This is a genomic window from Pseudomonas sp. BP8 (assembly GCF_017875955.1).
Classification (GTDB): Bacteria; Pseudomonadota; Gammaproteobacteria; order Pseudomonadales; family Pseudomonadaceae; genus Aquipseudomonas.
Genome location: NZ_JAGINK010000001.1, coordinates 5052051 through 5077270 on the forward strand (window position 1 = coordinate 5052051; position 25220 = coordinate 5077270).

Annotated in this window: 16 protein-coding genes; 5 read left to right on the forward strand and 11 right to left on the reverse strand. The window is 64.8% G+C overall.

What is annotated here, in order from left to right; translation table 11 throughout:
- Positions 1 to 5 precede the first annotated feature (5 nt).
- The 5 genes from J3B00_RS22145 (at position 6) to J3B00_RS22165 (ending at position 6055) form a co-directional block, all read left to right on the forward strand.
- A complete protein-coding gene (locus J3B00_RS22145; RefSeq protein WP_209875084.1) occupies positions 6 to 1625 on the forward strand; it encodes an LTA synthase family protein in 1620 nt (539 codons plus the stop codon).
- A 16-nt stretch (positions 1626 to 1641) separates the two neighbouring features.
- The gene (locus tag J3B00_RS22150; protein WP_310196495.1) at positions 1642 to 2199 is read left to right on the forward strand and encodes a GNAT family N-acetyltransferase; all 558 of its coding nucleotides are present in this window, start codon (positions 1642 to 1644) and stop codon (positions 2197 to 2199) included.
- Positions 2196 to 4328: a capsular polysaccharide biosynthesis protein gene (locus tag J3B00_RS22155; protein WP_209871969.1), complete on the forward strand. Its 2133-nt coding sequence runs from the start codon at positions 2196 to 2198 to the stop codon at positions 4326 to 4328. The genes J3B00_RS22150 and J3B00_RS22155 overlap by 4 nt, the downstream gene beginning before the upstream one ends.
- A 3-nt stretch (positions 4329 to 4331) precedes the next feature.
- The gene (locus J3B00_RS22160) at positions 4332 to 5375 is read left to right on the forward strand and encodes a phytanoyl-CoA dioxygenase family protein (protein ID WP_209871971.1); all 1044 of its coding nucleotides are present in this window, start codon (positions 4332 to 4334) and stop codon (positions 5373 to 5375) included.
- A gap of 224 nt (positions 5376 to 5599) precedes the next feature.
- Complete coding sequence (locus J3B00_RS22165) at positions 5600 to 6055, forward strand: transposase (protein WP_209871974.1); 456 nt, start codon at positions 5600 to 5602, stop codon at positions 6053 to 6055.
- A gap of 722 nt (positions 6056 to 6777) precedes the next feature.
- Here the strand turns inward: J3B00_RS22165 and J3B00_RS22170 are convergent.
- The 11 genes from J3B00_RS22170 to J3B00_RS22220 form a co-directional block, all read right to left on the reverse strand.
- A complete protein-coding gene (locus tag J3B00_RS22170) occupies positions 6778 to 8130 on the reverse strand; it encodes an aminotransferase class I/II-fold pyridoxal phosphate-dependent enzyme (RefSeq protein ID WP_209871978.1) in 1353 nt (450 codons plus the stop codon).
- 8 nt (positions 8131 to 8138) lie between these two features.
- Positions 8139 to 15641, reverse strand: coding sequence for a type I polyketide synthase (locus J3B00_RS22175; RefSeq protein ID WP_209871981.1), 7503 nt, complete (start codon positions 15639 to 15641; stop codon positions 8139 to 8141).
- 303 nt (positions 15642 to 15944) lie between these two features.
- Positions 15945 to 16826 carry a glucose-1-phosphate thymidylyltransferase RfbA gene (gene rfbA / locus J3B00_RS22180; RefSeq protein WP_209871985.1) on the reverse strand — a complete coding sequence of 294 codons (882 nt, stop codon included), beginning with the start codon at positions 16824 to 16826 and terminating at the stop codon, positions 15945 to 15947.
- Positions 16827 to 16831: 5 nt separating this feature from the next.
- Positions 16832 to 17728, reverse strand: a complete 897-nt coding sequence (gene rfbD, locus J3B00_RS22185) for a dTDP-4-dehydrorhamnose reductase (protein WP_209871989.1) — start codon at positions 17726 to 17728, stop codon at positions 16832 to 16834.
- Positions 17725 to 18795, reverse strand: a complete 1071-nt coding sequence (rfbB, locus tag J3B00_RS22190; RefSeq protein WP_209871992.1) for a dTDP-glucose 4,6-dehydratase — start codon at positions 18793 to 18795, stop codon at positions 17725 to 17727. The genes rfbD and rfbB overlap by 4 nt, the downstream gene beginning before the upstream one ends.
- Before the next feature lie 87 nt (positions 18796 to 18882).
- Positions 18883 to 20880, reverse strand: a complete 1998-nt coding sequence (locus tag J3B00_RS22195; protein WP_209871995.1) for a nucleoside-diphosphate sugar epimerase/dehydratase — start codon at positions 20878 to 20880, stop codon at positions 18883 to 18885.
- A 44-nt stretch (positions 20881 to 20924) separates the two neighbouring features.
- On the reverse strand, positions 20925 to 21551 hold the full coding sequence (locus J3B00_RS22200; RefSeq protein ID WP_209871998.1) for an acetyltransferase: 627 nt from the start codon (positions 21549 to 21551) through the stop codon (positions 20925 to 20927).
- A complete protein-coding gene (locus J3B00_RS22205) occupies positions 21548 to 22144 on the reverse strand; it encodes a sugar transferase (RefSeq protein WP_209872002.1) in 597 nt (198 codons plus the stop codon). The genes J3B00_RS22200 and J3B00_RS22205 overlap by 4 nt, the downstream gene beginning before the upstream one ends.
- Positions 22145 to 22167: 23 nt before the next feature.
- On the reverse strand, positions 22168 to 22713 hold the full coding sequence (rfbC, locus tag J3B00_RS22210) for a dTDP-4-dehydrorhamnose 3,5-epimerase (protein WP_209872004.1): 546 nt from the start codon (positions 22711 to 22713) through the stop codon (positions 22168 to 22170).
- 102 nt (positions 22714 to 22815) lie between these two features.
- A complete protein-coding gene (locus J3B00_RS22215) occupies positions 22816 to 23991 on the reverse strand; it encodes a DegT/DnrJ/EryC1/StrS aminotransferase family protein (RefSeq protein WP_209872008.1) in 1176 nt (391 codons plus the stop codon).
- A gap of 91 nt (positions 23992 to 24082) precedes the next feature.
- Positions 24083 to 25219 carry a glycosyltransferase family 4 protein gene (locus tag J3B00_RS22220; protein ID WP_209872011.1) on the reverse strand — a complete coding sequence of 379 codons (1137 nt, stop codon included), beginning with the start codon at positions 25217 to 25219 and terminating at the stop codon, positions 24083 to 24085.
- Between the last annotated feature and the right edge of the window lies 1 nt (position 25220).

The following is a 25220-nucleotide window of genomic DNA, read 5'->3' on the forward strand; positions in this document are numbered from 1 at the left end:
TGTCTTTGCTGCCGGTCGCGTTGGCCGGCCTGGTGCTTTCGGTGCTGGTCGAGCGTCTGCTGATACCCCGCCCTGCCCTGCGCCGTCCGGCCAGTTGCTGGTTGCTGCATGTGGGGCTGTGGTGCGTGGGCTTCGGGCTGCTGTACGGGCTGACCGGGCGGGCGTTGTTCAGTGGGGTCAACCTGCTGCTGCTGTGGACGCTGGTGGTGTTGGTGAGCAATGCCAAGTACCACTCGCTGCGCGAACCGTTTGTGTGCGCCGACTTTGAGTACTTCAGTGATGCGGTGAAGTTTCCGCGCTTGTACCTGCCGTTTTTTGGCTATGCCAAGGCGGCGGGCCTGGCGCTGGGGTTTGTCGTGTACCTGTGGGCGGGACTGAGCTTTGAAGTGCCGGGGGCGCGGCTGGATGCGGTGCTGCTGGTGGCGGTGGGGATGAGTCTGGTGCGGTTGGGGCGGCGGGCGGTGGTGCCGAGCTTCGATGCCGAGCGGGATGTGCGTGAGTGGGGCTTGGCGGCTAGCCTGTGGCGGTATTTTTGGGCGGCGCGGATGCCGGTCGACCGAGGTCGGTTGGGGTCGCCGTTTGCGGGGGATTGCGGGGGGGCTGGGGCGGCCTCTTCGCAGGGCAGGCCCGCTCCTACAGGGGGTGTGGTGGGTTCGAAAGGGCTGCGCGAGCGGGAGTTTGATGCGGTGGCTTCGGTGGGGCCGAGTACGCTTGGGTTGCCTGATCTGGTCTCGGTGCAGAGCGAGTCGTTTTTTGATGTGCGCGGGCTGTGGGCTGGCGTGCGGCCGGAGGTGCTCAGCGAATTTGATCGGCTGGGGCGCGAGTCGCTGGCGCACGGCAAGCTGCAAGTGGCGGCCTGGGGCGCTAACACGGTGCGTACCGAGTTTGCCTACCTGACCGGGATCGCGGCTGATCGGCTGGGTGTGCACCGCTTCAATCCTTATCGGGTACTGGCGCGCCAAGGCCTGCCGAGCATTGCTTCGACGCTTAGGGCGCAGGGCTACCGGACGGTGTGCATTCACCCTTATGCGGGCAGTTTCTACGGACGCGACAAGGTCTTGCCGGCGCTGGGGTTCGACGCGTTCATCGATGTGCGGGCGTTCAATGAATCGCAGAAGGCCGGGCCGTTCATTGGCGATTACGCGGTGGCGCAGAAGATCCGCCAACTGCTGCAGGAGGAGGACCGCGATCAGCCGCTGTTCATCCATGCCATCACCATGGAAAACCATGGGCCGTTGCACCTTGAAAGCGTTACCGACGCCGAGCTGCCGGCCTGGTTCGACCGCCCGCTGCAAGCGGGGATGAAAGACCTGGCGCCGTACTTGCGGCATATCGCCAATGCCGATCGCATGCTGGGGCTGCTACGCGACACCTTGCTGGAGCAACCCAACGAGGCGCTGCTGTGCTTCTTTGGCGACCATGTGCCGATCCTGCCTGAGGTTTACCAGGCGGTGGGCGCACCTGCTGGCGATACCGATTACCTGGTCTGGTCCAACCGCCGTCAGCCTGGCAGCACGCCGTGCCCTGTGCGCGTCGATGCGCTGTCGAGCGCGCTGCTTGGGCATGCCCTGGCAGGTGCTGGCGATGCGCAGTCGACGGTGCCGGCTGCGGTGGTGGCAGTTTGAGCCTGTGACAGAGATCGTGCTTGGATCGAACCTGACGCCGCAGCGTGCTGCTGACCCGGCCCTGGCCCGTCTGTTGACGCAGGGGCGCGGGTCGTTGGCGTTTCTGATCGGCGACCCTGCCTGCCGTCATCGCTTGCTGGGCGAGAGCATTCAGTGGGATCGCGTCCTGCTGGCCTTTGCCGGTGAGCAGGTGGTGGGGTTTGCGGCATTCAAGCATCACCGGCGTGGGCCGTTTGCCTTGCACTGGCGGCCGTTTGTGCGGGAGTTTGGGCTGCTGGCTGGCTGGGTGCGGTTTATCGGCTTTTGCCTGAGCGAGCTGCGCGAGTGGCGCTATCCGTTTTTGCTGTATGGGCTGCGCGTGGACAAGCCTGCACGTGAGGGTGGCGTGGGCTCGGCGTTGGTGCAGGCGTGTTGTGCGCATGCCGCGGCGCAGGGGTTTGCGCAGGTGGAGCTGGAAGTGCCGTTGGATAATCCGCGGGCGAAGCGGTTGTATCTGCACAATGGGTTTGAGCTGCGGCGGCGGCGCTTGGTGCCGTTTCCGCCGGTGCGTGGCATGTGGCGGGGGGTGGTATGACCAAGCTGCCACCTGAGGGGCGTGCTGACACCCTGCAAGCGCTGGTCGACGGCCCCGGCTGGGTCGGCATCATGTCGCAGTGGGTGGCGTGGAAGGTCCTCCATTTGCCGCAATTTCTCGGCCCGGAAGGCCCGCCGTTCTGGCTGTGGCGCCGTGGCCGCAAGGCGCCCAAGGGGCTCAAGGCCATCGCCGGGATCGGCTACAAGCAGTCATCCGCCCACGCGCGGGTGCTCTGCGAGCGCTGGAAGCTGCCCTACATCGCCCTGGAAGACGGCTTTCTGCGCTCCTCATCACTGGGCATCGAGGGCGATACGCCGATGTCCATGGTGGTCGACCCGATCGGCATTCATTACCTGGCCGACCGCCCTTCGCTGCTGGAAAACATCCTCCAGCAACCCGATCAACTGACCGAAGCCGAACTGGCCAGCGCCCGCGAACTGATCGCGCTGATGCGCAGCAGCGGCATCGGCAAGTACAACAATGCGCCGGACCTGCCCGAGGACGACCCGCTCGGCCGCGAACGGCCGCTGGTATTGGTGGTGGATCAGACCGCAGGCGACTATTCGATCCCTGGCGGTGGCCTGTGCGAGGCCGACTATGTGCGCATGCTCGACATCGCCCTGGCGGAAAACCCCGACGCCGAGGTGCGGGTGCGTATTCACCCCGACTGCCTCGGTGGGCAAAAACCCAGCTGCCTGCTGGCCGCGGCCCAGGCACGCGGGCTGCCGCTGGAGGCGCGGCCGGTGGCATGGGCGTCGCTGGCGCGACGGGCGCGGCGGGTGTATATCGGCACCAGTCAGGCCGGCCTGGAGGCGTTGATCCAGGGCGTGCCGGTGACTTGCTTCGGGCTGCCGTTCTACGCCGGCTGGGGCCTGACCGACGACCGCATGCCGATACCGCGCCGGCAGGCACGGCCTGACCTGGTGCAACTGGTGGCGGCGGCGTACCTGCGCTATTGCCGCTATGTCGACCCACTTAGCGGGCAACTGACCGACGCCCTCAGCGTGGCCCGGCAACTGGCGGCGAAAAAGGCCCGCGACAGCGAGTTCGCCGGGCGCACCACGGTGCTTGGGGTCAAGCGCCACAAACAGCACAACATCCGCCGTTTCTTTGCCAGCCGCTGGGGCCAACTGCGCTTTGCCGTGGACAGCCCGCAACTGGTCCAGCAGGTGGCTGCCGAGAGCGGCCGCTTGTTGGTCTGGGCTGCGCGTGAGCCGGGCGACCTGGCAGCGCGTGCGCGGCAGGCCGGGGTGGCGCTGTGGCGGGTCGAGGATGGCTTTTTGCGCTCTGCCGGGCTGGGCGCGAACAACAGCCCGGCGCTGTCGTTGGTGCTTGATCGCGGTGGCATTCACTATGATGCGGCCTCGGCCAGTGACCTCGAGCGGCTGCTCGAGGCGGGTGATTTCACGGCGCAGGCGCTGGCTGAAGCGGCGCAATTGCGCGAGGCCATCGTTGCCCGCGGCACCAGCAAGTTCAACCTGCAGGGTGGGCACTGCCCGCCCCTGCTGAACGCGCCGGGCCAACGTCGCCTGTTGGTGCCGGGGCAGGTCGAGGATGACGCGTCGGTGCGCTACAGCGGTGGCGGCCCGGGCTGCAACCTGCGCTTGCTACAGCAGGTGCGGGCGGCGGCGCCGGATGCGTGGATCCTGTACAAGCCGCACCCGGACGTCGAAGCTGGCAAGCGCTTGGGCGGGCTGCACCCGCAACAACTGAGCGGGCTCGCCGACCAGGTGTTGGCTGGGGTCGACATCGCCACGCTGTATGGCCAGGTCGATGCGCTGCATACCTTGAGTTCGACGGCGGGTTTCGAGGCGCTGTTGCGCGGTCTGCCGGTGACGACCTACGGCACCCCGTTTTATGCCGGTTGGGGGCTGACCGAAGACCAGCAGCCCTTGCCGCGCCGTACCCGGCGCTTGACCCTGGATCAGTTGGTGGCCGGCGCTCTGTTGCGCTATGCGCGCTATGCCGACGTTCAGCAAGCCCTGCCCTGCGATGCCTGGCACGCCCTCGCCTGCTTGTCGACGCCGCGCCCTGTGCGCTTGGCCGAGCAGCCGCGAGTGGCGCCGTTGCTCAACTATACCCGGACCATGCTCGGCTGCGGCCGGCCACTGGCCCCAGCAAAGGACTAGCTCATGCCTGTTTCGCTCAAGGACATCGGCCGTTATGCGGCACTCCCCTGGCATTGCCTGCAACTGGCTACCCATGCCAAGTCATTCGAGAACAACCCGCTGATCGGTAGTGCCCGGCTCAATGCGTTGGGCCTGCATGTGCAGCGTCGTCAGCTGGCAATGGCCATGGCGCGTTTTCGCCGCCAGGGTATGGCCTCGCGGCTGGAAGCTGGCGAGCGCGAGCACTTCGAAGAGAACGGGTTTTTCATGCGTGAGAACGCCTTGCCGGCTGAGCAGTTTGCTGCGCTGCGGGCCGAGCTGGGTGCACTGCGCAGTACCGGCTGGGAGATGCGCCAGGGCCGTGCGGTGACGCGGCGGGTCAGCCTCGATCGGGATGTGCTGGGGCAGAACCCGGCGACGGCGGCGTTCATCGCTGACCGTGGGGTGCGCGATCTGATCGGGTATGCGTCGTCCAATACTGGCGGCATTACCTATCAGTTGCAGTCGATCATCATCGACGCGGCGAATGCCGACCAGGATCCGCAGACGCGCTTGCACGCCGACACTTTTCACCCGACGGCCAAGGCGTGGTTGTTCCTTGATGATGTCGAGGATGACCAGGGGCCGTTCAGTTATGTGCCGGGGTCGCATCGGTTGACGCCGGAGCGGTTGGCGTGGGAGTTCAAGCAGAGCCTGGGGGCGAGCCGGTCTGGCGAGCAGATGCACCGGGAAGGGTCGTTCCGCATCGATGAGCCGCAGTTGGCGGCGCTGGGGTTGCCGATGCCGCGTCGTTTTGCGGTGCCGGCCAATACCTTGGTGGTGGCTGATACGTCGGGGTTCCATGCCCGCTGCGCGAGCCGGCATGCCAGCCATCGGGTGGAGATTTATGCCAGCTTGCGGCGTAATCCGTTCATTCCATGGCGTGGGGCGCACCTGTTTGCCCTGCCGTGGATCGCTGATCACCACATGCGCTGGGATATTCGCCTGAAGCGCATGATGGGCTTCGACAAGCGCAGTCATTGGCGGTTTGTCGAGGCGTTGAATGCGTATGAGGCGCCGCATATCTGAGTTGGTTTGTGCAGTGTCAGGGCGGGCCTCTTCGCGGGGCAAGCCCGCTCCTACAGGATTTGTGCTGGAGCACAGGTTGCGTGGTGCACGCGATCCTGTAGGTACGGGATTGCCCCGCGAAGAGGCCGATACCGGCACAGCACATCCGCTAACGATTTCCACCTCCTGATCAGCTTTGTGCCCTCTATGGTTCCGGTTCCTATTCCACTTCCAAGGACCGACACATGGACCGTGCCCACGCCCACCTGCTCCGCCAAGGCCGCTTTTCCCAGCCTGACGGCCTCTACCTGCTGACCACTGTCACCCATGAACGCCAGCCGCTGTTCACCAACCTGTTCCACGCCCGCGCTGTGATCGCCCAGATGCGCCAGTCTGAACGGGAGCACGCCTGTAAGTCGCTCGCCTGGGTGGTTATGCCTGACCATGTTCATTGGCTGGTCGAACTGAAGAGCGCGACGCTTGGCAGCTTGATGCGCAGGTTCAAGTCGCGCAGCAGCCATGCGCTTTATCAGTTGGGGATGCCGCGCAGCAAGGTTTGGCAAGCGGGTTACCAGGACCGCGCCTTGCGGCGAGAAGAGTGCGTGCGGGTGGTGGCGGAGTACATCATTGGCAATCCGTTGCGGGCTGAATTGGTTGACCAGGTGGGCGATTATCCACACTGGGATACGGCCTGGACCTGACTGGCAACGTGCCTGGGCGATGGATCACCGCGACCTGATGGCCTGCGTTAATCCTGCTGGGGCGGGTTTGACCTGTGAACACCGGCAACGCCGGTGCCATTGATCCATTGGCTGCGCGATGAATCACCGCAACCTGATGGCCTACGTTAATCCTGTAGGAGCGGGCTTGTCCCGCGAACACCGGCAACGCCGGTGCCATCGATACTCTGTGGCTGGGCTGGCCTCTTCGCGGGACAAGCCCGCTCCTACAGGGTGGGGTGGTGGTTTTGAGGGAGGTGTCGTGCCTGCGTGATGAATCACCGCAACCTGACGGCCTGCGTTAACCCTGTTGGGGCGGGCTTGTCCCGCGAACACCGGCAACGCCGGTGCCATCGATACGCTGTGGCTGGGCTGGCCTCTTCGCGGGGCAAGCCCGCTCCTACAGGGTGGGGTGGTGATTTTGAGGGAGGTGTCGTGCCTGGGGGATGAATCACCGCAATCTGATGGGCTGCGTTAATCCTGCTGGGGCGGGTTTGACCTGTGAACACCGGCAACGCCGGTGCCATCGATACGCTGTGGCTGGGCTGGCCTCTTCGCGGGGCAAGCCCGCTCCTACAGGGTGGGGTGGTGGTTTTGAGGGAGGTGTAGTGCCTGGGGGATGAATCACCGCAACCTGATGGCCTGCGCTACCCCTGTAGGAGCGGGCTTGCCCCGCGAAGAGGCCAGCCATGCCCACACAAACCTCACCCCAACTTCGCCATCTCTTGCGCCACAACCGCCACCGCATGGCGAATCTGTTCTTCGGTGTGCTCACACGACACAAAGAAGCGCACCCGCGCAGCCTGCTCGGGTACCGCGGGATACAGGATCGGCTGGGCATTGATGCCGCGCTCGAACAACGCACTGGACAACCGCCCTGCCTTGAACGAACTGCCGGTAATCACCGGAATCACCGCCAACCCAGTACTGGTCGCCGTGTCCAACCCCGCTTCACGGGCCAGGCGCAAGAACAACGCGCCGCGCGCCTGTACCTGCGCCACGCGCTGCTGATCATCAGCCAGCAAACGCAACGCGGCCAACGCCGAAGCCGTCACCGACGGGGCAATCCCCACGCTGTACAGAAAGCCCGGCGCAAGAAACTTCAAATGCTCGATCAGCGCCGTGCTGCCGGCAATGTAGCCGCCACAACTGGCCAGGGTCTTGCTCAAGGTGCCCATCCAGATATCCACATCATCACCGGCCAGGCCGAAATGCTCGCGGATACCTTTGCCCGTGGCCCCCATCACCCCCAGCGAATGCGCTTCATCCACCATCAGGAAACACTTGTGCTTGCGCTTGAGCTCAACAAAACGCGGCAGCTCGGGATAGTCGCCGTCCATGCTGTAGATGCCTTCGACCACCACCAGCACACGCTCGAAATGCTGACGCTGCTCACCCAGCAAGCGGTCCAGCGCTTGCCAGTCGTTGTGGGCAAAGCTCAAACGGCGCGCGCCGGACAACTGGATACCCTGCAGCACGCTGTTGTGAATCAGCTCGTCATGCACCACCAGGTCGCGCGGGCCGAACAGGTAGCCAATAGTGGTGACGTTGGTGGCATGGCCGCTGACCATCACCACCGCATCATCCACTTCATACAAACTGGCTAACTCACGCTCCAGCTCGCGGTGCAGCGGGCGGTCACCGGACACCGGGCGGCTAGCCGACACCGACGTACCGTAACGGTCAATCGCCGCCTTGGCCGCTTCGGCCACGCGCGGGTGACCGGAGTAGCCGAGGTAGTTGTAGCTGGCAAAGTTGAGGTATTCGCGCTCGTCGATCTGCGTCTCGGCACCGGCAGTACCCTGGTGCAGACGGAAAAACGGATTGCTCAGGCCCAGACGCGCAGCACCCTGCTGCATCACCCGCAACTGCTGGTAACCGGGGTGCTGGTCGAAGCGGTAGAAGGCCTCGGGGACCTTCAACGCCGCCTGCTGGGCCTGCTCCAGGGTCGCGCCGCCGGCAACCTCGCCGGCCTCGCTGCGACGGCGGGCCAGCGCTTGCTGGATCAAGCGCTGCTTGGTGTCGCCTGCCAGGCCGGTGGGGGTTCTTGCTGTCATCGAAGCGGTTACTCAATCAATCGGTTAGGCGCCGTAGTGGCATCGGCGAGTTCGGCGTTCAGCTCTGCCATCTGTTCGGCACTGAGCTCGCTACCGTGGCGGGCAAGCACATTCTGCGCCAGCTGCTCTTCGCCGTCACCGGCCTCACCCCGCAGCAGCTCGAGCAGGCGCACGCTGAGCTTGTCGATGCTGGAACTCTCACTGAGCTCCATCACCGGCAGGCGAATGCCAAAGCGCTCTTCAAGGGCGACCACCAGCTCGACACTCATCAGCGAGTCGAGCCCCAGCTCCTGCAGCGGGCGCTGGCTGTCCAGGCGCGCGGCCGGCAGGCGGAGGATCTCGCACACTTCATGCTTGAGCATCTCGGCAAAGCGTTCGAGCAATTCGGCGTCGTCCAGCTCGGCCAGCATGCGCTGGATGTCTTCGCCGGCATTGTCGTCGTCCTGGTCGCCACCGTGGGCTCGGGCGAGCTCGACAAAGCGCGGGCTGCCCGCACTCGGCAAGAACCGCGACAAGGCCTTGAAGTCCAGCTCCAGCACGCCGAGGCCGTTGTCGCCGTCAAGCAACAGGGCTTCGAGCTGGGCCAGGGCCGCTTCGGCACGCAGGGCAGCGCCGCCCATGCGGCTTTGCAGGGCGTCCTTGATCTGCTCGTTGCGGGCCAGGAAGCCGACGTCGTCGATCGCGCCCCAAAGCACCGCGGTGGCAGCCAGGCCGTGGGCGCGGCGATGGCGCGCGAGGCCTTCGAGCCAATGGTTGGCGGCGACATAGTTGGCCTGGCCGGGGTTGCCGAACAGGGTCGTGGCCGACGAGAACATGACGAAGAAGTCCAGCGCCAGGCCCTGGGTGAATTCATGCAGGTACTGCGCGCCCTTGGCTTTTGGCTCGAGCACGCGCTGCAACTGCTCGGCGTCGAGGTTACGGATGAGGCCGTCATCGATCACCGTTGCCGCATGCACCAGACCACGCAGCGGCCATGGCGTGCTGGCGATCTGGGCGATCACCGCGCGTACCTGGCCGGCATCGGTGATGTCGCAGGCAACCGCCTGCACATCGATGCCCTGCGCCTGCCATTGGGCCAGCTGCGGCTGGGCCTCGACACTGGCCGGGCCACGGCGGCCGAGCAACAGCAGGTGACGGGCACCCTTGTCGACCAGCCATTGCGCGGTACGCAAGCCGAAGCCGCCGAGGCCGCCGGTCACCAGGTAGGTGGCCTCGGCGTCCAGCTGCAGGGCACGTGCCGGCTGCTGGCGGACGTCCACGGTCTGCTCGATGCGGTTGCCGTAGGTGACGACGATCTTGCCGATCTGCCGCGCCTGCTGCATGTAGCGGTAGGCTTCGACCACCTGGTTGGCGTCGAACTCGCGGAATGGCAGCGGGTGCAGGATACCCTGCTCGAACAGCGCCATCATTTCGCCGAACAGGCGCCGGGTCAGGTCCGGGCGCTCGCTCATCAACTGGTCGGCATCGATGCCGAAATAGCTGATGTTGTTGCGGAACGGACGCAAGCCGATCCGGGTGTTCTGGTAGAAGTCGCGCTTGCCCAGCTCGAGGAAGCGGCCGAACGGCTTGAGCACGCGCAGGTTGCGGTTGATCGCCTCGCCAGCCAGCGAGTTGAGCACCACGTCGACCCCGCGCCCGCCCGTGGCCGCCAGTACCTGGTCGGCATACGCCAGCGAGCGCGAGTCGTAGACGTTGTCCACGCCGAGCAGGCGCAGGAAGTCGCGCTTCTCGTCGCTGCCAGCAGTGGCATGGATCTCGGCGCCGAGCCACTTGGCAATCTGGATGGCAGCAATGCCCACGCCACCGGCGGCACCGTGGATCAGCACTTTTTCGCCTGGTTCAAGGCGAGCCAGGTGATGCAGGGCGTAGTACACGGTGAAGAAGGTGCTCGGGATGGTCGCCGCCGCTTCGAACGACATGCCCTCGGGAATGCGCGCGACCGCGTTGGCGTTGGTCACCAGACGGTTGGCAAAGCTGCACGGGCCAAAGCCGACCACGCGGTCACCCGGGGCGAAGTCACCGAGCACCGCAGCGCCCTTGCCCTGAACGACACCAGCAAACTCGAAGCCCAGGGTCGGGCCGGAGAAACCGTTCTCGATGGCCTCGTCGGAAAGCAGGCCAAGCGCGAACATCACGTCGCGGAAGTTCAGGCCGGTGGCGCGCACGGCGATGTCCAGCTCGTCGGCAGCAGGCTGGCGCGGCTCGCGCACTTCCCAGCGCAGGTTGCGCAGCTGGCCCGGCAGATCGAAGCCCAGGCACAGCCACTGCTCAGCGGCGTCGCTGGCCGTGGTGGCATCGTCAAGCACGCGCAGGCGCGGCACGTAACGGCGGCCTTCGGCGTCCAGCGCCAGCTCGGTCTCGGCGTCGGCTTGCAACAGGGCCGGCAGCAGGCGCTCGATAGCGGCGCCGTGACCGAGGTCGATCAGGCGGATACGGCAGTGGGCGGATTCGTTGGCGAGGGTCCGGCCGAAGCCCCAGAAGGCAGCGTCGGCGATGGCCTCCAGGGCATGGCCCTGGTCACCGTCATACAGGTGCGCGGCCGCGCCGCGGCTGAGCAACCAGCACTGCGGGGCAAGGTTGAGCGATTCACAGGCCTGCACCAGGGCAGCGGCGAGCATGCACCGCTCGCCCTGGCCATCAAGGCCGGCGCTGCTGTCGAAACCGGCCAGGTGCAGCAGGTGCTGCGGGGCCTGGTCGAGCGCGGCCAACTGCGCCGCCAGCGACTGGGCATCACCCGGCAGGAGCAGGCTGACCTGCTGGCCGTGGCCACGCAACTGCTCGGCCAGCAGCGCAGCAGCGCCCTGCCCGGCCTCGGCCAGCAAGGCCCAGTGCGCAGTGGCCGGCGCCGGCGCAGCAGCGGCTGCGGCAGCGCCTTTGTCGGCCAGCAGCAGGTAGCTGCCACAGGCGCTGCCTGGCAACGCCTCAAGGGTGCGCGGGGCAAGCAAGCCGTGGCGCTGCAGCTCATGCTGCCAGAACGCCGGCGATTGCTGGCGCGACAGCGCGTGCTGCGGACCGGCCAGCCACCAGTCGGCTTGGCCACCAAAGACGAAGTCGGCCCAGCGCGCCGGGTACTGCCCCAGCAGCGCCAACTGGCCATGTGGGTTGAGTTGCGCACAGGCCTGACGCAGGGCATCGCCGACCGCACCGAGGGCGGCAAGGTCGCTTGGCAGCAGCACCCAGTCGAAGCCACCGGCGTCGGCCAGTTGCTCGCGGTTGATCACGCTCAAGGCTGGGCAGTCGTCGCGCAGGCGCTGTTCCAGCTCCGGCTCGGCGACGCAGTAGACAAAATCGATCCGGTCGAAATCGATGCTCGGGTACAGCAGCTCGGCAAACGAGGCGCCCGTAAAACCGATCTCCAGCACGCGCAGGCGCTGCCCCTGCGGCAGCTGCGCCAGACGCACGGTGAGGGTTTCGCTGATGCCCGCAAGCAGGCGTTGCTGGCCGGCGGCGCCCAGCACCAGGCGGGCCAGGCTGGCACCACTGGTTTCCCGTGGCAGCAAGCTGTCGAGGCTCAGCTGGCCGTCGAGCAGGCCCTGCAGGTGCTGGCCGATACGCCCGACCGAATGGATGATCTGGAAGTACTCCGGGTAGCTCTGGAACAGCTCTTGCCAGATCGCCGCCGAGCTCGGCCGCTCACCGCTGTCGCCCAGCTGCCAACTGCCGTCAGTGGCAGGTAGCAGGCTCAGGTCCTGCTCGGCGTGACGCAGCAGGCTGGCGATGAAGTCGCCCTGGTGCTGCGACCACAAGGCAATCTGCTCGGCGCTCAAGCGCCCGCCAGCCTGTTCGACCAGGTCGACCAGGAAGCTCGCGCAGAGCATTTCCAGCAGCGGCTCGACCTCATTGAGGTAACGCGCCTGGGCCGGCTCGTCGGCCAAGCCCTGCAGCGCAGCAGCCAGCGGCGTGGCGGCGACGGCATGGCGTTGCAGCGCCAGCACCTGGCCCGGCGCGGCAATGCCGACGTGGCCCATGCGCTTGATCTCGCCAGTGCGGTCGTAGTTCAGGCGGACCGCACGCAAGCGCGCGTCGTTGATTGCCAGCACGGCGGCGCCGCTGGCATCGAACAGGGTGATGTCGACCAGCAGCGAATGCTCGGTACGCTTGCGCTGACGCAGTTCGGCCAGGACCGGCACGCCGCCGGCCTGGGTAAAGGCGATGCGGCCGAGCTTGACTGGGATGAACGCCAGGCCACGGTTACGCCCCGGGCGGCTGGCAAGCAATTCGGTGATCAGCTGGAAGGCACCGTCGAGCAAGGCCGGGTGCAGGTGCAGACCGGCCAGCTCGGCTTCGATTACGCTCGGTACAGTGAGCTGGGCCAGGACCCGCTGCTCTTCGACCCAGGCGGCGGCAACCGTCTGGTAGGCCGGGCCGTAGTTGAGGCCGACTGCGCGGGTCAACGCCAGGTGCTGCTCGCCGTCGAAGTCGGCCGGGCGCTGGGGCAGCGCCGGGGCGCGGGCTTCGAGCAGCACGCCGCGGGCTTCGCCGGGCAGGCGCGCGACCACGTGCTGTACCCAGTCTTCGCGCTGGGCCAGCGAGCGCGAGGTGATGCGCAGGGTGCCATCCGCCTCTTCGACCTGGACGCGAATCTTTTTGCTGCCCTCGCTGCCGAGCAGCAGCGGGTTGTGGATTTCCAGCTCTTCGATATCGACGAACTCGCCCGGCTGGTGCAGTTGCGCCACGGCCAGCGCCAGCTCGGTAAAGCCTGCACCGGGGAACAGCACCGACTCACCGACCTTGTGGTCGGCCAGGGTCGGGAACATCTGCGTGTCGAGGCGGTTTTCCCAGGTCAGTGCCTGGTCCGCCAGCGGGTAACCGAGCAATGGGTGCACCCGCTCACGGCGCAGCACGCCGGCAGACTCGCTGCTGACCGGCAACTGGAAGTGATCACGCTGCCAGGCATAGCCAGGCAGGTTCACCGCCTGACCGACCAGGGCAAAGCGCTCGGGCCATTCCGGCTCGGCGCCGGCGATCAGCACACGGGCGACACTGCGCTCGAGCAGCAACGGGCTGTGATCGTTGCGCTTGAGGGTGCCGATCACCTGGCCGGACTGTTCGCACTCGTTGAGTACGTCGTTGAGGTAGCTGCGCAGGATCGGGTGCGGGCCAACCTCGACGAACAGGTTCAGGCCCTGACGCACCAGCGCATCGGTGGCGCCCTGGAACAGCACCGGGAAGCGGATGTTCTGCCACCAGTAGTGGCTGTCCAGGCGCTGGCCGTCGAGCTCGCCACCGACCACGGTGGAATAGAACGGGATATCACCGGTGCGCGGGCGGATGTGCGCGAGGTCGGCGATCACGTCCTGTTCGATGGGGTTCATCGCGGGCGAATGGAAGGCGTAGTCGAGGTCCAGGCGGCGGGCGAATACCTGACGCTCGGCGAGGGCCTCTTCCAGCACCGACAGGCCGTCGATGTCGCCGGCCACGGTGGCACCACGGGCGCTGTTCTCGCCAGCCACGACGACCTTGCCGTCCAGCCCCAGCTCGGCGATCAACTGCGCAGTGGCCTCGCCAGACAGACCAACGGCGGTCATCTGGCCAGTGCCACGGGTCAGCCCTTGCAGGCGGCTGCGGTGGAAGATCACCTGGGTCGCGTCGGCCAGGCTCAGCGCACCGCTGGCCCAGGCTGCGGCGACTTCGCCGACACTGTGGCCGATCACTGCAACCGGGCGCACGCCTTCGGCGGCAAGTACGCGAGTGACCGCAACCTGCAGGGCGAACAGCGCCGGCTGGGCGATCTCGGTACGCGCGTAGCGCCCTTCACCGTTGTCACCGAGCAGTTCGGCGCGCAGCGAGTAGCCCGCCAAGGGTTGGAACAGGGCGTCCACTTCGTTCACAGCAGCGGCGAACAGCGGGTTGTCGAGCAGCGCCCGGCCCATGCCCTGCCATTGCGAACCGTTGCCGGAATAGACAAACACCGGGCCCTTGGCCGCGTCCAGCGCCTGGCCCGCTTCGAGCACTGCGCTGAGCTCGCCGAGGGTCGGGTCCTGGGCGTAGTCGTCGAGGGCCTGGGCCGCTTCGGCGGGGCTGTCGGCGATCAGCAGCAGGCGGTGCGCATGCGCGTCACGGCGGAACATGGCCTGGTAGGCCACGTCGTAGTAGTTCGCCTCGGGGTGTTCGGCCAGGTACGCGGCAAAGCGCTCGGCGCTGGCGCGCAGGCCTTGCTCGGTCTTGGCGCTGAGCAACAGCGGCACGCGCCCGGCGGGCGCCTGGGCAGCAGCCACAGGCAACGGCTCAGGGCTTTGCAGGATGACGTGGGCGTTGGCGCCGCCGAAACCAAAGGAGTTGATCCCGACCGTCAGTTGGCCTTCACGCTTGAGCGGCAAGGGCTCGGTGACCACCTGCAGGTTGAGCGCGCTGAACTCGATGGTCGGGTTGAGCGCCTGCACGCCGATGGTCGCCGGCACGGTACGTTGGGTCAGGCAGTTGATCGCCTTGACCAGGCCCGCCACACCGGAGGCGGCCTCGAGGTGGCCGAGGTTGCTCTTCACCGAGCCGATCGGCAGCGGGTTGCCGGCGCCACGCGCCTGGCCCAGGGCCTCGCCGATGGCACGGGTCTCGATCGGGTCACCGACCGCGGTGCCGGTGCCGTGGGCTTCGAGGTAGTCGAGTTGCTCGGGAGCGATGCCGGCCTTGGCGTAGGCGCGCTTGAGCAACGCGGCCTGGGCGGTGGCGTTGGGCAGGGTCAGGCTGGACTTGCGGCCATCGGTGTTCACCGCACTGGCGGCGACCACCGCCAGAATCGGGTTGCCGTCGGCCAGCGCCTGGTCGTAGTCCTTGAGCAGGAACAGGCCACCGCCTTCAGAGCGCGCGTAACCGTCGCCGTTCTGGTCGAACGACTGGCAGCGCCCGGTGCGCGAGAGCATGGTGGCCTTGGAGAAGATCATGAAGCCGAACGGGTGCAGGTGCAGGCTGATGCCGCCAGTGATCGCCTGGTCGACGTCACCGCTGAGGATCGCCTGGCAGGCCTGGTGGAAGGCCACCAGCGACGATGAGCACGCGGTATCGATGGCCATGCTCGGGCCGCGCAGGTCGTAGAAATACGACAGGCGGTTGGCCGCGATGCTCATGGTGTTGCCGGTGGCGGTGGCGCCATCGATGGCTGCCATGTCGTCGACCAGGCGATAGGCCTGTTCGACACTGGCGATGCCGAGGTACACGCCGCAGTTGCTGCCACGCAGGCGCGACGGCTTGACCCCGGCGCTTTCGAAGGTTTCCCAGCACATTTCAAGGAGGATGCGCTGCTGCGGGTCCATCATCGCCGCTTCGCGCGGCGAGATATTGAAGAAGCCCGCGTCGAAGCCGCTGATGTCGCCCAGGGTGCCGGAGGCGAAGGTGTAGGTGCTCGCAGGGTGGGTCTTGTCCGGGTGCAGGAACTCTGCCTTTTCCCAGCGCGACGGGTCGACCTGGGTGACCAGGTCGCGCCCACTCATCAGGTTCTGCCAGAAGCTGGCCGAAGTAGAACCGGGGAAACGGAACGAACTACCAACGATTGCAACCTGTTTACGCTTAGTCAAAACCCATTCCTTCAAAACTCATCGGGGCTGCGTCCCATCCTGCGGACAGCCGGCATGCCTTGCCTCGCCATGCACTGGCGGGTCGTATGTGTCGCTGATGATCGTCTGGTGATCTGAAATTGCTGTGCACGCAGGAGAAAGCAAGACGCGTTGTCTGATGCTTGCTCGGGAAATTCAGATTTGGTGTAAGCGGATGATACGCGGTATGGGGGGCGGGGGAAAACCCTGGGGGCGTGGCGGGTGTCACATCTCGTCGCCCGCCGGTGATATTTCACGCAGCGGGCGCTGAGATTTCATCGAGTATCAGTAGATCTTGTCTTGCACCAGGCGCTTGAGGTACTGGCCATAGCCATTTTTTGCCAAAGGAGCGGCCAAGGCTTCCAGTTGAGCGGCGTCGATCCAGCCCTGACGGAAGCTGACTTCCTCCGGACAAGCCACCTTCAGCCCTTGCCGACGCTCGATGGTGGCGATGTAGCCACTGGCTTCGAGGAGCGAATCATGGGTGCCGGTGTCGAGCCAGGCATAGCCCCGCCCCATGATTTCGACCGACAGACGGTTCTGTTCGAGGTACACCCGATTGAGATCAGTGATCTCCAGTTCGCCGCGCGCTGACGGTTTGATGCTCTTGGCGATCTCGACCACGTCCTTGTCGTAGAAATACAGGCCGGTCACCGCGTAGTTCGACTTGGGCTGGGCGGGTTTCTCTTCGAGGCTGATGGCCTTGCCCTGCGCGTCGAAATCGACCACGCCATAACGCTCGGGGTCTTGCACGTGGTACGCGAAGACGCTGGCGCCGTCGGTGCGGACCATGGCGTTGCCGAGCAACTGCTGGAAGTCGTGGCCGTAGAAGATGTTATCGCCCAGCACCAGCGCCGACAGATCGTTGCCGATGAACTGCTCGCCGATCAGAAACGCCTGCGCCAGGCCATCCGGCGAAGGCTGCACGGCGTAGGAGATGTTGATCCCCCAGCGATGACCGTCGCCCAGCAGTTGCTCGAAACGCGGCGTGTCCTGAGGGGTGGAAATAATCAGGATGTCCTGGATCCCGGCCAGCATCAGCGTGGTCAGGGGGTAGTAGATCATCGGCTTGTCGTAGACCGGCAACAACTGCTTGGAAATCGCCAGGGTTGCCGGGTGCAGACGGGTGCCCGAGCCGCCCGCGAGGATGATGCCTTTACGTTTCATATCGCTCACTTCTCGTGTATTTCGGTCAGCATTCGCGCCACGCCCTGGCGCCAGTCAGGCAGTACCAAGGCAAAAGCGTCCTGCAGTTTTTGGGTATTGAGCCGCGAATTGGCTGGGCGCCTGGCCGGGGTCGGGTAGGCCTCGGTGGTCAACGCATTGACCTGTTCGGCCGCAACCTTCAAGGCCACGCCACCTGCCGCCGCCTGTTCAAGCACAAAACGAGCATAGCCGCACCAGGTGGTTTCGCCCGACGCCGCCAGGTGATAGACACCGGCCAGGGCCGGCGTGCGCCGGGTGGCGACGATGGCATGAGCACTGACATCAGCAATCAGCTCGGCGCTGGTCGGGGCGCCAAACTGGTCATCAATGACGCCCAGGCTGTCGCGCTCGGCGGCCAGCCGGAGCATGGTCCGGGCAAAGTTGTTGCCGCGCGCGGCATACACCCAGCAGGTGCGCAACATCAGGTGAGCGCAGCCGGACGCGAGGATGGCCTGCTCACCAGCCAGCTTGCTCTCGCCGTAGACGTTCAGCGGGCCGGTGGCGTCGTGCTCCCGCCAGGCTTTGCTGCCCTGCCCGGGAAACACATAGTCGGTCGAGTAATGCACCAGCAGCGCACCGCTGCCGGCAGCCCATTGCGCCAGCAGCGCCACAGCCTCGGCATTGACCCGAAACGCCTGCTCACGCTCTTCCTCGGCTTTATCGACCGCGGTATAGGCCGCCGCGTTGACGATCACATCCGGCGCGTAGGCCTCGAGCGTGGCGGCCAGCCCGTCGAGGTTGGCCAGGTCACCGCAGTAGTCCTGGCTGCGCGAGTCCAGCGCCAGCAGCTGGCCCAAGGGGGCGAGGCTGCGCTGCAGCTCCCAACCCACCTGACCGTTCTTGCCCAGCAGAAGAATCTTCATGCCGTACGCCCGCTGTAATTCTTCTCGACCCAGTCGCGGTAACCGCCGGACTGCACGTTCTCGACCCATTGGGCGTTGGCCAGGTACCACTCGACAGTCTTGCGAATGCCCGTCTCGAAGGTTTCCGCAGGCTTCCAGCCCAGCTCACGCTCGAGCTTGCGCGCGTCGATCGCGTAACGCCGGTCGTGGCCTGGGCGGTCGGTGACGTAGGTGATCTGCCCGGCGTAGGTTTGCCCATCGGCGCGCGGGCGCAGCTCATCCAGTAGGGCACAGACGCGATTGACGATGTCCAGGTTGGGTTTTTCGTTCCAGCCACCGACGTTGTACACCTCGCCGAGCCGGCCGGCTTCAAGCACGCGGCGAATGGCACTGCAGTGGTCTTTGACGTACAGCCAGTCGCGAATCTGCTGGCCATCGCCATAGACCGGCAGCGACTTGCCGGCCAGGGCGTTGACGATCATCAGCGGGATGAGTTTTTCCGGGAAGTGGAACGGGCCGTAGTTGTTCGAGCAATTGGTGGTCAGCACCGGCAGGCCGTAGGTGTGGTGATACGAGCGCACCAGGTGATCGCTGGCCGCCTTGCTCGCCGAGTACGGGCTGTTCGGCTGGTACTGGTGGGTCTCGGTGAACGCCGGTTCATCGGCCGCCAGCGAGCCGTACACTTCGTCGGTCGACACATGCAGGAAGCGAAACGCCTGGCGGGCGTCGTCGGCGAGGTTGTTCCAGTAAGCGCGAACTTCTTCGAGCAGGCGGAAAGTGCCCACGATGTTGGTTTCGATGAAGTCTTCTGGGCCGTGGATCGAACGGTCGACGTGCGACTCGGCGGCAAAGTTGACGATGGCCCGCGGCTGGTGTTCGGCCAGCAGGCGCTTGACCAGCGTGCTGTCACCAATGTCGCCATGGACAAAGATGTGCCGCTCGTCACCGTGCAAGCTGCTCAGGGTCTGCAGGTTGCCGGCATAGGTGAGTTTGTCGAGATTGACGACTGACTCGTTGGATTCTGCCAGCCAGTCCAGCACGAAATTTGCGCCGATGAAGCCTGCGCCGCCAGTTACCAGAATGGTCATGTTGTAGTCTTCCAATGTATGGCCTGGTTCACTCAGGCGTATTGATCGTTGCGGGGCGGATCTGTGATCCGGGCGCGCGAACTTCAGTCAGGGCTCGAACCTGCGCTGCTGGTAGAGCCAATCGACGATTTCCCCTTCCGGGCTGTAGCCAATCACCAGCTCGCGCAAGAGCTGGCGTACCAGCAGGAACTCGTCGCTGGCAACCGCCGACTGCAAGTGCTCCAGCCGCTGCTTGAGGACATCCCAGCTCAGGTAATCTTCGTTGGCACTCATGATCATCGGGTGGCGGGTAGCCAGCACGTTTTCGCCGATGAGCAGTTCTTCGTAGAGCTTCTCGCCGGGCCGCAGCCCAGTGAATTCAACCGCGATCTCACCTTGCGGGTTGCGCTCCGAGCGAATGCTGAAGCCCGACAGGTGGATCATTTTCTCTGCCAGTTCGACGATTTTTACCGGCTCGCCCATGTCCAGCACAAAGACGTCGCCGCCCTTGCCCATTGAGCCGGCCTGAATCACCAGTTGCGCGGCCTCGGGGATGGTCATGAAATAGCGGGTAATTTTCGGGTGGGTGACGGTCAGCGGGCCGCCGGCCTTGATCTGCTTGTGGAACAGCGGGATCACCGAGCCGGACGAGCCCAGCACGTTGCCGAAACGAACCATGGTGAAGCGGGTCTTGTTGACCTGCGAAACATTGCCGACATCACCGAATAGCACGGGTGCCACTTCGCGGCTCAGCGCCTGCAAGGTCATCTCGGCAAGCCGCTTGGTGCTGCCCATGACGTTGGTCGGGCGCACGGCCTTGTCGGTGGAAATCAACACGAAGTTGGCCACCCCAGCCCGCAGCGCCGCCTGCGCGGTGCGCAGGGTGCCGAAGACATTGTTCGAAACGCCTTCGGCAATGTTGTGTTCGACCATCGGCACGTGTTTGTAGGCGGCCGCGTGATAGACCGTGTCGACTTTCCACGCGCACATGACATCGAGCATCCGGGCCTGGTCACGGACCGAGCCAAGCATCGGAATCAACTGCACGCCGAGGCTCTCGCGGGCAATCCGCTGCTCAAGTTCACTGGCAATGCTGTAGAGGTTGAACTCACTGTGCTCGAACAGCAACAGGGTGCGCGGCGCCTGGCCGAGGATCTGCCGGCACAGCTCGGAGCCGATCGAACCGCCCGCGCCGGTAACCATTACCACTTGGCCGACGATGCAGCGTTCGAGCAGGTCGTTCTGCGCGGGGACCGTGTCGCGGCCGAGCAGGTCGGCGATGTCCACTTCCTGGATATCGTCGACCTTGACCCGGCCACTGGCCAAGTCCATGAAACCGGGCACGCTGCGCACATGCAGCGGATACCCCTCGAGCAGGTTGAGAATCTCGCGCCGACGGGGCCTGCTGACGGATGGGATGGCCAGCAGAATCTCTTCGGCACCGGTGTCCTCGATCATCCGTTGCAGTTGCTCGGGCGGGTACACCTGCAGACCGGCAATGACCCGATCGGCAATACTTGTGTCATCGTCGATGAACGCCACCGGGCGCATCGCCTTGCCCATGCGCAGGGCTGCCACCAACTGGTTGCCTGCCGAGCCTGCACCGTAGATGGCGACCCGCGGCAAACCGTCATCGCGGTTGGCAAACGGCACGTGCTGCACCGCCGTGGCAAACCAGTCGCCAAGGAAATACTGGCGCATGGCCAGGCGCAAGCCGCCGACCATGATCAGGCTCAACCACCAGTAGTTGAACATGATCGAGCGCGGTACCACGTTGTGGTGGTTACCCGACCAGAAGATGATGAAGCCCAACAGCACTGCCGACAACGTTACGGCCTTGATGATCGCGATCAGCGCGTCATTGCCGAAGTAGCGCATGACTGCCCGGTACAGGCCAAAGCGGATGAACAGCGGAATCGCCACCAGCGGCGCGCAGGCGAACAGCCAGGTATGGTCCAGCACCGGGTTGGCCAGGTCGTCGATGCCCAGGCGCACGAGAAACGCCAACCACAGCGCAGCCCACACCAGAATGACATCCGTCGCTACCTGAATCAGCCGTTTATGGCGACGAGGCAGTCCAAGCAATCTTGTTCTCAGCTTATCCATATAACCTCAGAGTCCCTCCAGGTTGAGAAGATACCGGCAGTGTTTCAAGGACGGGCCATAGGCCGCGCCGGCACACCGATCACGGTGGTGTCGTCGGCTACGTCGCAGACCACCACACCACCCGCGCCCACGGTCGCCCTGCAACCAATCTTGATTATCTGCCTGACCACCGCACCGATACCTATCCAGCTGCGCTCACCAACGCCAACCCCTCCAGCCAAGCGAGCGCCAGGGCTGACATGCACGTGGTCACCAATACGGCAATCGTGATCGACACTGCTGCCTGTATTGAGAATGGCACCCTCGCCCACTGTGGCAAATGCATTGACCACCGCGCCGGCAAAAACCACCGTGCCACGGCCCAGCGAGGCGTGGCGGCTGACCACGGCGCTGGGGTGCACCAGCACAGGCACTGGCGCACCCCGCTGTTGCAACTCGCGCATCTTCTGCGCACGCACGGCATTGTTGCCGATGGCGACGATCACGCCTTGATAGTGATCAAGCCGCTCAAGCAATTGTGCGCCGCCGCCGACCACTGGCCAGGCGCCGTTCTCGCTCAGCCCGGGCCACGCATCGTCAAAAAAGTCGATCTGCTGCCAGCCACACAGCTCGGCCAGATCAGCCACCACCTTGCCGTGGCCACTCGCCCCGAGGATCGCCAGGCGATTCATTTCGGCGATCCGGTGAATTTCGACATGGTGGCCTGACCTTCGCCCGAGATTCCGTCACGTACCAGGACCTTCTTCACGGTCAGCAGGAGGATCTTCAAGTCCAGCAGTGTCGAGCGGTTGTCGACGTACCATACATCGAGCCGGAACTTCTCTTCCCAGGACAACGCATTACGGCCATTGATCTGCGCCCAGCCGGTCACCCCCGGGCGCACATCGTGGCGACGGTACTGTTCCTGGTCATACAGCGGCAGGTACTCCATGAGCAGCGGCCGCGGGCCGACCAGGCTCATCTCGCCCTTGAGCACATTCCACAGTTCAGGCAACTCGTCCAGGCTCGAGGCACGCAGGAAGCTGCCAAACGGGGTCATGCGCTTGTCATCGGGCAACGGCACACCGTGTTCATCAACCGCATCGCGCATCGTACGGAACTTGATCATCTCGAAGGGTTTACCGTTCATGCCCGGACGGACCTGGCGGAACAGCACCGGCGAGCCGAGCTTGCGCCGAATGCACAGCGCAAGAATGACAATGACCGGGCTCAACAGCACCAGACCAAACAGTGAGGCGACAATATCGATTGCACGCTTAACCATAGCCTTGCCACACGACCGCGCCATCAAGCAAAACACTCGGCAGTGCGCAACGACTTGCCCGCCTGGTCTTTTTCCGAGAGGGTCGGTGCAACTTCGAGCGGCCACTCGATGGCAACGTCCGGATCATCCCAGGCCAGGCAGCGCTCGTGCGCTGGCGCGTAATAATCGGTGGTCTTGTACAAGAACTCGGCGCTTTCCGACAACACCAGGAAGCCATGGGCAAAGCCTTCGGGCACCCACAACTGATGTTTATTGTGCTCGGACAGCACAGCGCCAACCCATTGACCAAAGGTCGGCGACGACCGACGAAGGTCGACGGCAACGTCAAAGACCTCGCCAGATACCACCCGGACCAGCTTCCCTTGCGGCTGGCTGATCTGGTAATGCAGCCCGCGCAGTACCCGCCGGGTGGATTTGGAGTGGTTGTCCTGGACAAAGCTGACGGCTCTGCCGACCGCTTCTTCGAACACCTTCTGGTTGAAACTTTCAAGGAAGAAACCCCGCGCATCACCAAACACTTTTGGCTCGAACAAGATCACTTCGGGTATTGCCAGAGATGTCGCCTTCATTAGATTGCCCTATTCATGAAATCGTGTTGCAGCGCTGCAGTTGCACCGGCATTCACTGGCCACAACCGCAGACGTACGCTTATACAGAAGGCCCGGCCGGACTTACGCCGTCGCCTGGGCCATTACGTCCTGCAGTACCTCGCAGGTCTTGCGCATTTCGGCCTCGGTCAGGGTCGGATGCACCAGGAACATCAGGCTGGTCTCGCCCAGCTCGCGGGCAATGACCAGGCGCTGCTCAGGGCGCCAGCCGGTACCGTCGAAGGCTTTTTCCAGGTAGACCTCGGAGCAGGAACCGGAGAACGCCGGCACACCGCGTTGGGCAATTTCGTGGAGGATCCGGTCACGATCCCAACCGGCCGCCAGTTTGCCCGGTTCGACAAATACATAGCACTTGTAGGCAGCGTGTTCGCAGTCGCCAGGCACCGCCGGCACCCGCAGGCCTGGCAGGCTGGCCGCGCACTCCCAGATCTGGCCGGCGTTGCGCAGGCGGCTGGCGTGCCACTCCGGCATCAGCCCGAGCTGGATCGAGCCGATCACGGCCTGCATTTCCAGCATCCGCCAGTTGGTGCCGAAGCTTTCGTGCAGCCAACGGAAGCCTGGCGCGTGCTGGCGCTCATACACCGCGTCCCAGCTTTTGCCGTGATCCTTGTACGACCACATGCGCTTCCACAACTCGGAGTCATTGGTGGTGACGATGCCACCCTCGCCGCCAGTGGTCATGATCTTGTCCTGGCAGAACGACCAGGCGCCGACATGGCCGATGGAACCCACCGCGCGACCTTTGTAGCGTGCACCGTGAGCTTGCGCACAGTCCTCGATCACCTTCAGGTCGTGGGCGGCGGCCAATGCCATGATCGGGTCCATGTCACATGGCCAGCCAGCCAGGTGGACGCAGATCACCGCACGGGTGCGTGGGCTCAGGACCTTGCTGATGGTCTCTGCCGTGATGTTCTGCGAGTCACGGTCGACCTCGGCAAACACCGGGATAGCACCGGCATTGACGATGCTCGAGACCGATGCGAGGAACGTGCGCGGCGTCACCACTACCTCGTCACCCGCGCCGATGCCCAGAGCCTTCAGCGCCAGGTCGAGGGCCACGGTGCCGTTGGTCACGGCGACGGCGTGCGCGCAGTCGGCATACGCGGCAAAGGCCTGCTCGAATTTTCGCCCAGCCTCCCCCGTCCAGTAGTTGACCCGGTTGGACAGCAGGACATCACGCACCGCGTCGGCTTCTTGCGTCGAGAACGAGGGCCATGGCGAAAAAGGAGTGTTCAACACGATATGCACCTGTTTACTGGACAGTAGTACGGCCGCACCACCCTGCTGGGGTGGCTGGCCAGTAGAAATATAAAAACGCCTGCAGGCGTGTTCAGCGCGCGCCGGGCGCAATGCCCATTTCAGCGAGCATGACCGCGTTCACCGAGTGTACGTCATAGCGCTGTGCGGCCATCTCCCTGGACCTGCGCCCCATGCGCGAGGTCAGTTCGGGTTCGAGCACAAATCGGGTCATCGCCTCGACCAGTTGTTCGACGCTCTTCACGGCCACCAGCATGCCGTTGTCTTCCGGCACCACCGTTTCGCGGCAGCCGGGGGCATCGGTGGTGATGATCGGGCGGCCCATCGCCATGGCTTCGAGCACAGTTCGCGGGGTGCCTTCTCGATAAGACGGCAGGACGTAGACACTACAGCCCTCGATCGCTGGACGCACGTCGCCAAGGCGCCCGAGGTACTCCAGGGAGCCCTCGGCAACCCAGCGGTCCAGCTCGTGCTGGGCAATAGCGTCGGGATTGTCGTCAATCCAGCCGACCAGCGCAAAACTTGCCTGTGGGTACTGCTCGCGCATGCGCTGCGCGGCTGCCGCGTACTCGCGCACGCCCTTGTCGCCCAACAAGCGGGCGATCAACAGAAAACGCGGGCTGTCCGGCAACGGCGCCACCGCAAACGAAGCGACATCCACGCCAGAGCCGTTGACCACGCACGAGGGCACCTGTGGCGGGAGCAGCTTCAGCGAGCGGAACAGCGCTTCATCGTCCGGGTTCTGGAAAAACACCTTGTGCGTGCAGCGCAACGCAACCGCATAGAGCGTCTGCACTACCCTGCGCACCAGGCCGCGCTTGCCTTTCTGCTCAGGCTCCTGAAACGCATAGCCCAGGCCTGTGATCAGGGCAAAGCGCTGCGGCACCCGCGCCAGCCAGGCGGCAATCGATCCGTACACCACCGGCTTGACCGTATATCCCATGACATGGGAGGGGCGGATCTGGCGCATCAGACGCCAAAGCTGCAACAGCGAGCGCAAGTCGGTCAGTGGGTTCAGGCCTACCCGCTGCAGGGCGATATCATGCACGGTAATGCCCTTGGCCTCGAGCACCGCCCGCACCGTGCTGCCCGCAGCCAGGTCAGGCGCGGCAACATGCACCTGCAGGCCACTGGCGCGCAGCGCATCGAGCAGCGGCCCACGGAAGTTCAGCAGTGAGTCGGGATGACTCGCGATCAACAGAAATTTCATC

What these genes read in the sequence shown, in the direction of transcription:
- J3B00_RS22160 (WP_209871971.1), top strand. Translation starts at nt 4,332, where the DNA reads ATGCCTGTTTCGCTCAAGGACATCGGCCGTTATGCGGCACTCCCCTGG.
- J3B00_RS22205 (WP_209872002.1), bottom strand. Translation starts at nt 22,144, where the DNA reads ATGGTTAAGCGTGCAATCGATATTGTCGCCTCACTGTTTGGTCTGGTG.
- rfbB (WP_209871992.1), bottom strand. Translation starts at nt 18,795, where the DNA reads ATGACCATTCTGGTAACTGGCGGCGCAGGCTTCATCGGCGCAAATTTC.
- rfbD (WP_209871989.1), bottom strand. Translation starts at nt 17,728, where the DNA reads ATGAAGATTCTTCTGCTGGGCAAGAACGGTCAGGTGGGTTGGGAGCTG.
- rfbC (WP_209872004.1), bottom strand. Translation starts at nt 22,713, where the DNA reads ATGAAGGCGACATCTCTGGCAATACCCGAAGTGATCTTGTTCGAGCCA.
- J3B00_RS22165 (WP_209871974.1), top strand. Translation starts at nt 5,600, where the DNA reads ATGGACCGTGCCCACGCCCACCTGCTCCGCCAAGGCCGCTTTTCCCAG.
- J3B00_RS22155 (WP_209871969.1), top strand. Translation starts at nt 2,196, where the DNA reads ATGACCAAGCTGCCACCTGAGGGGCGTGCTGACACCCTGCAAGCGCTG.
- rfbA (WP_209871985.1), bottom strand. Translation starts at nt 16,826, where the DNA reads ATGAAACGTAAAGGCATCATCCTCGCGGGCGGCTCGGGCACCCGTCTG.
- J3B00_RS22200 (WP_209871998.1), bottom strand. Translation starts at nt 21,551, where the DNA reads ATGAATCGCCTGGCGATCCTCGGGGCGAGTGGCCACGGCAAGGTGGTG.
- J3B00_RS22170 (WP_209871978.1), bottom strand. Translation starts at nt 8,130, where the DNA reads ATGACAGCAAGAACCCCCACCGGCCTGGCAGGCGACACCAAGCAGCGC.
- J3B00_RS22195 (WP_209871995.1), bottom strand. Translation starts at nt 20,880, where the DNA reads ATGGATAAGCTGAGAACAAGATTGCTTGGACTGCCTCGTCGCCATAAA.
- J3B00_RS22220 (WP_209872011.1), bottom strand. Translation starts at nt 25,219, where the DNA reads ATGAAATTTCTGTTGATCGCGAGTCATCCCGACTCACTGCTGAACTTC.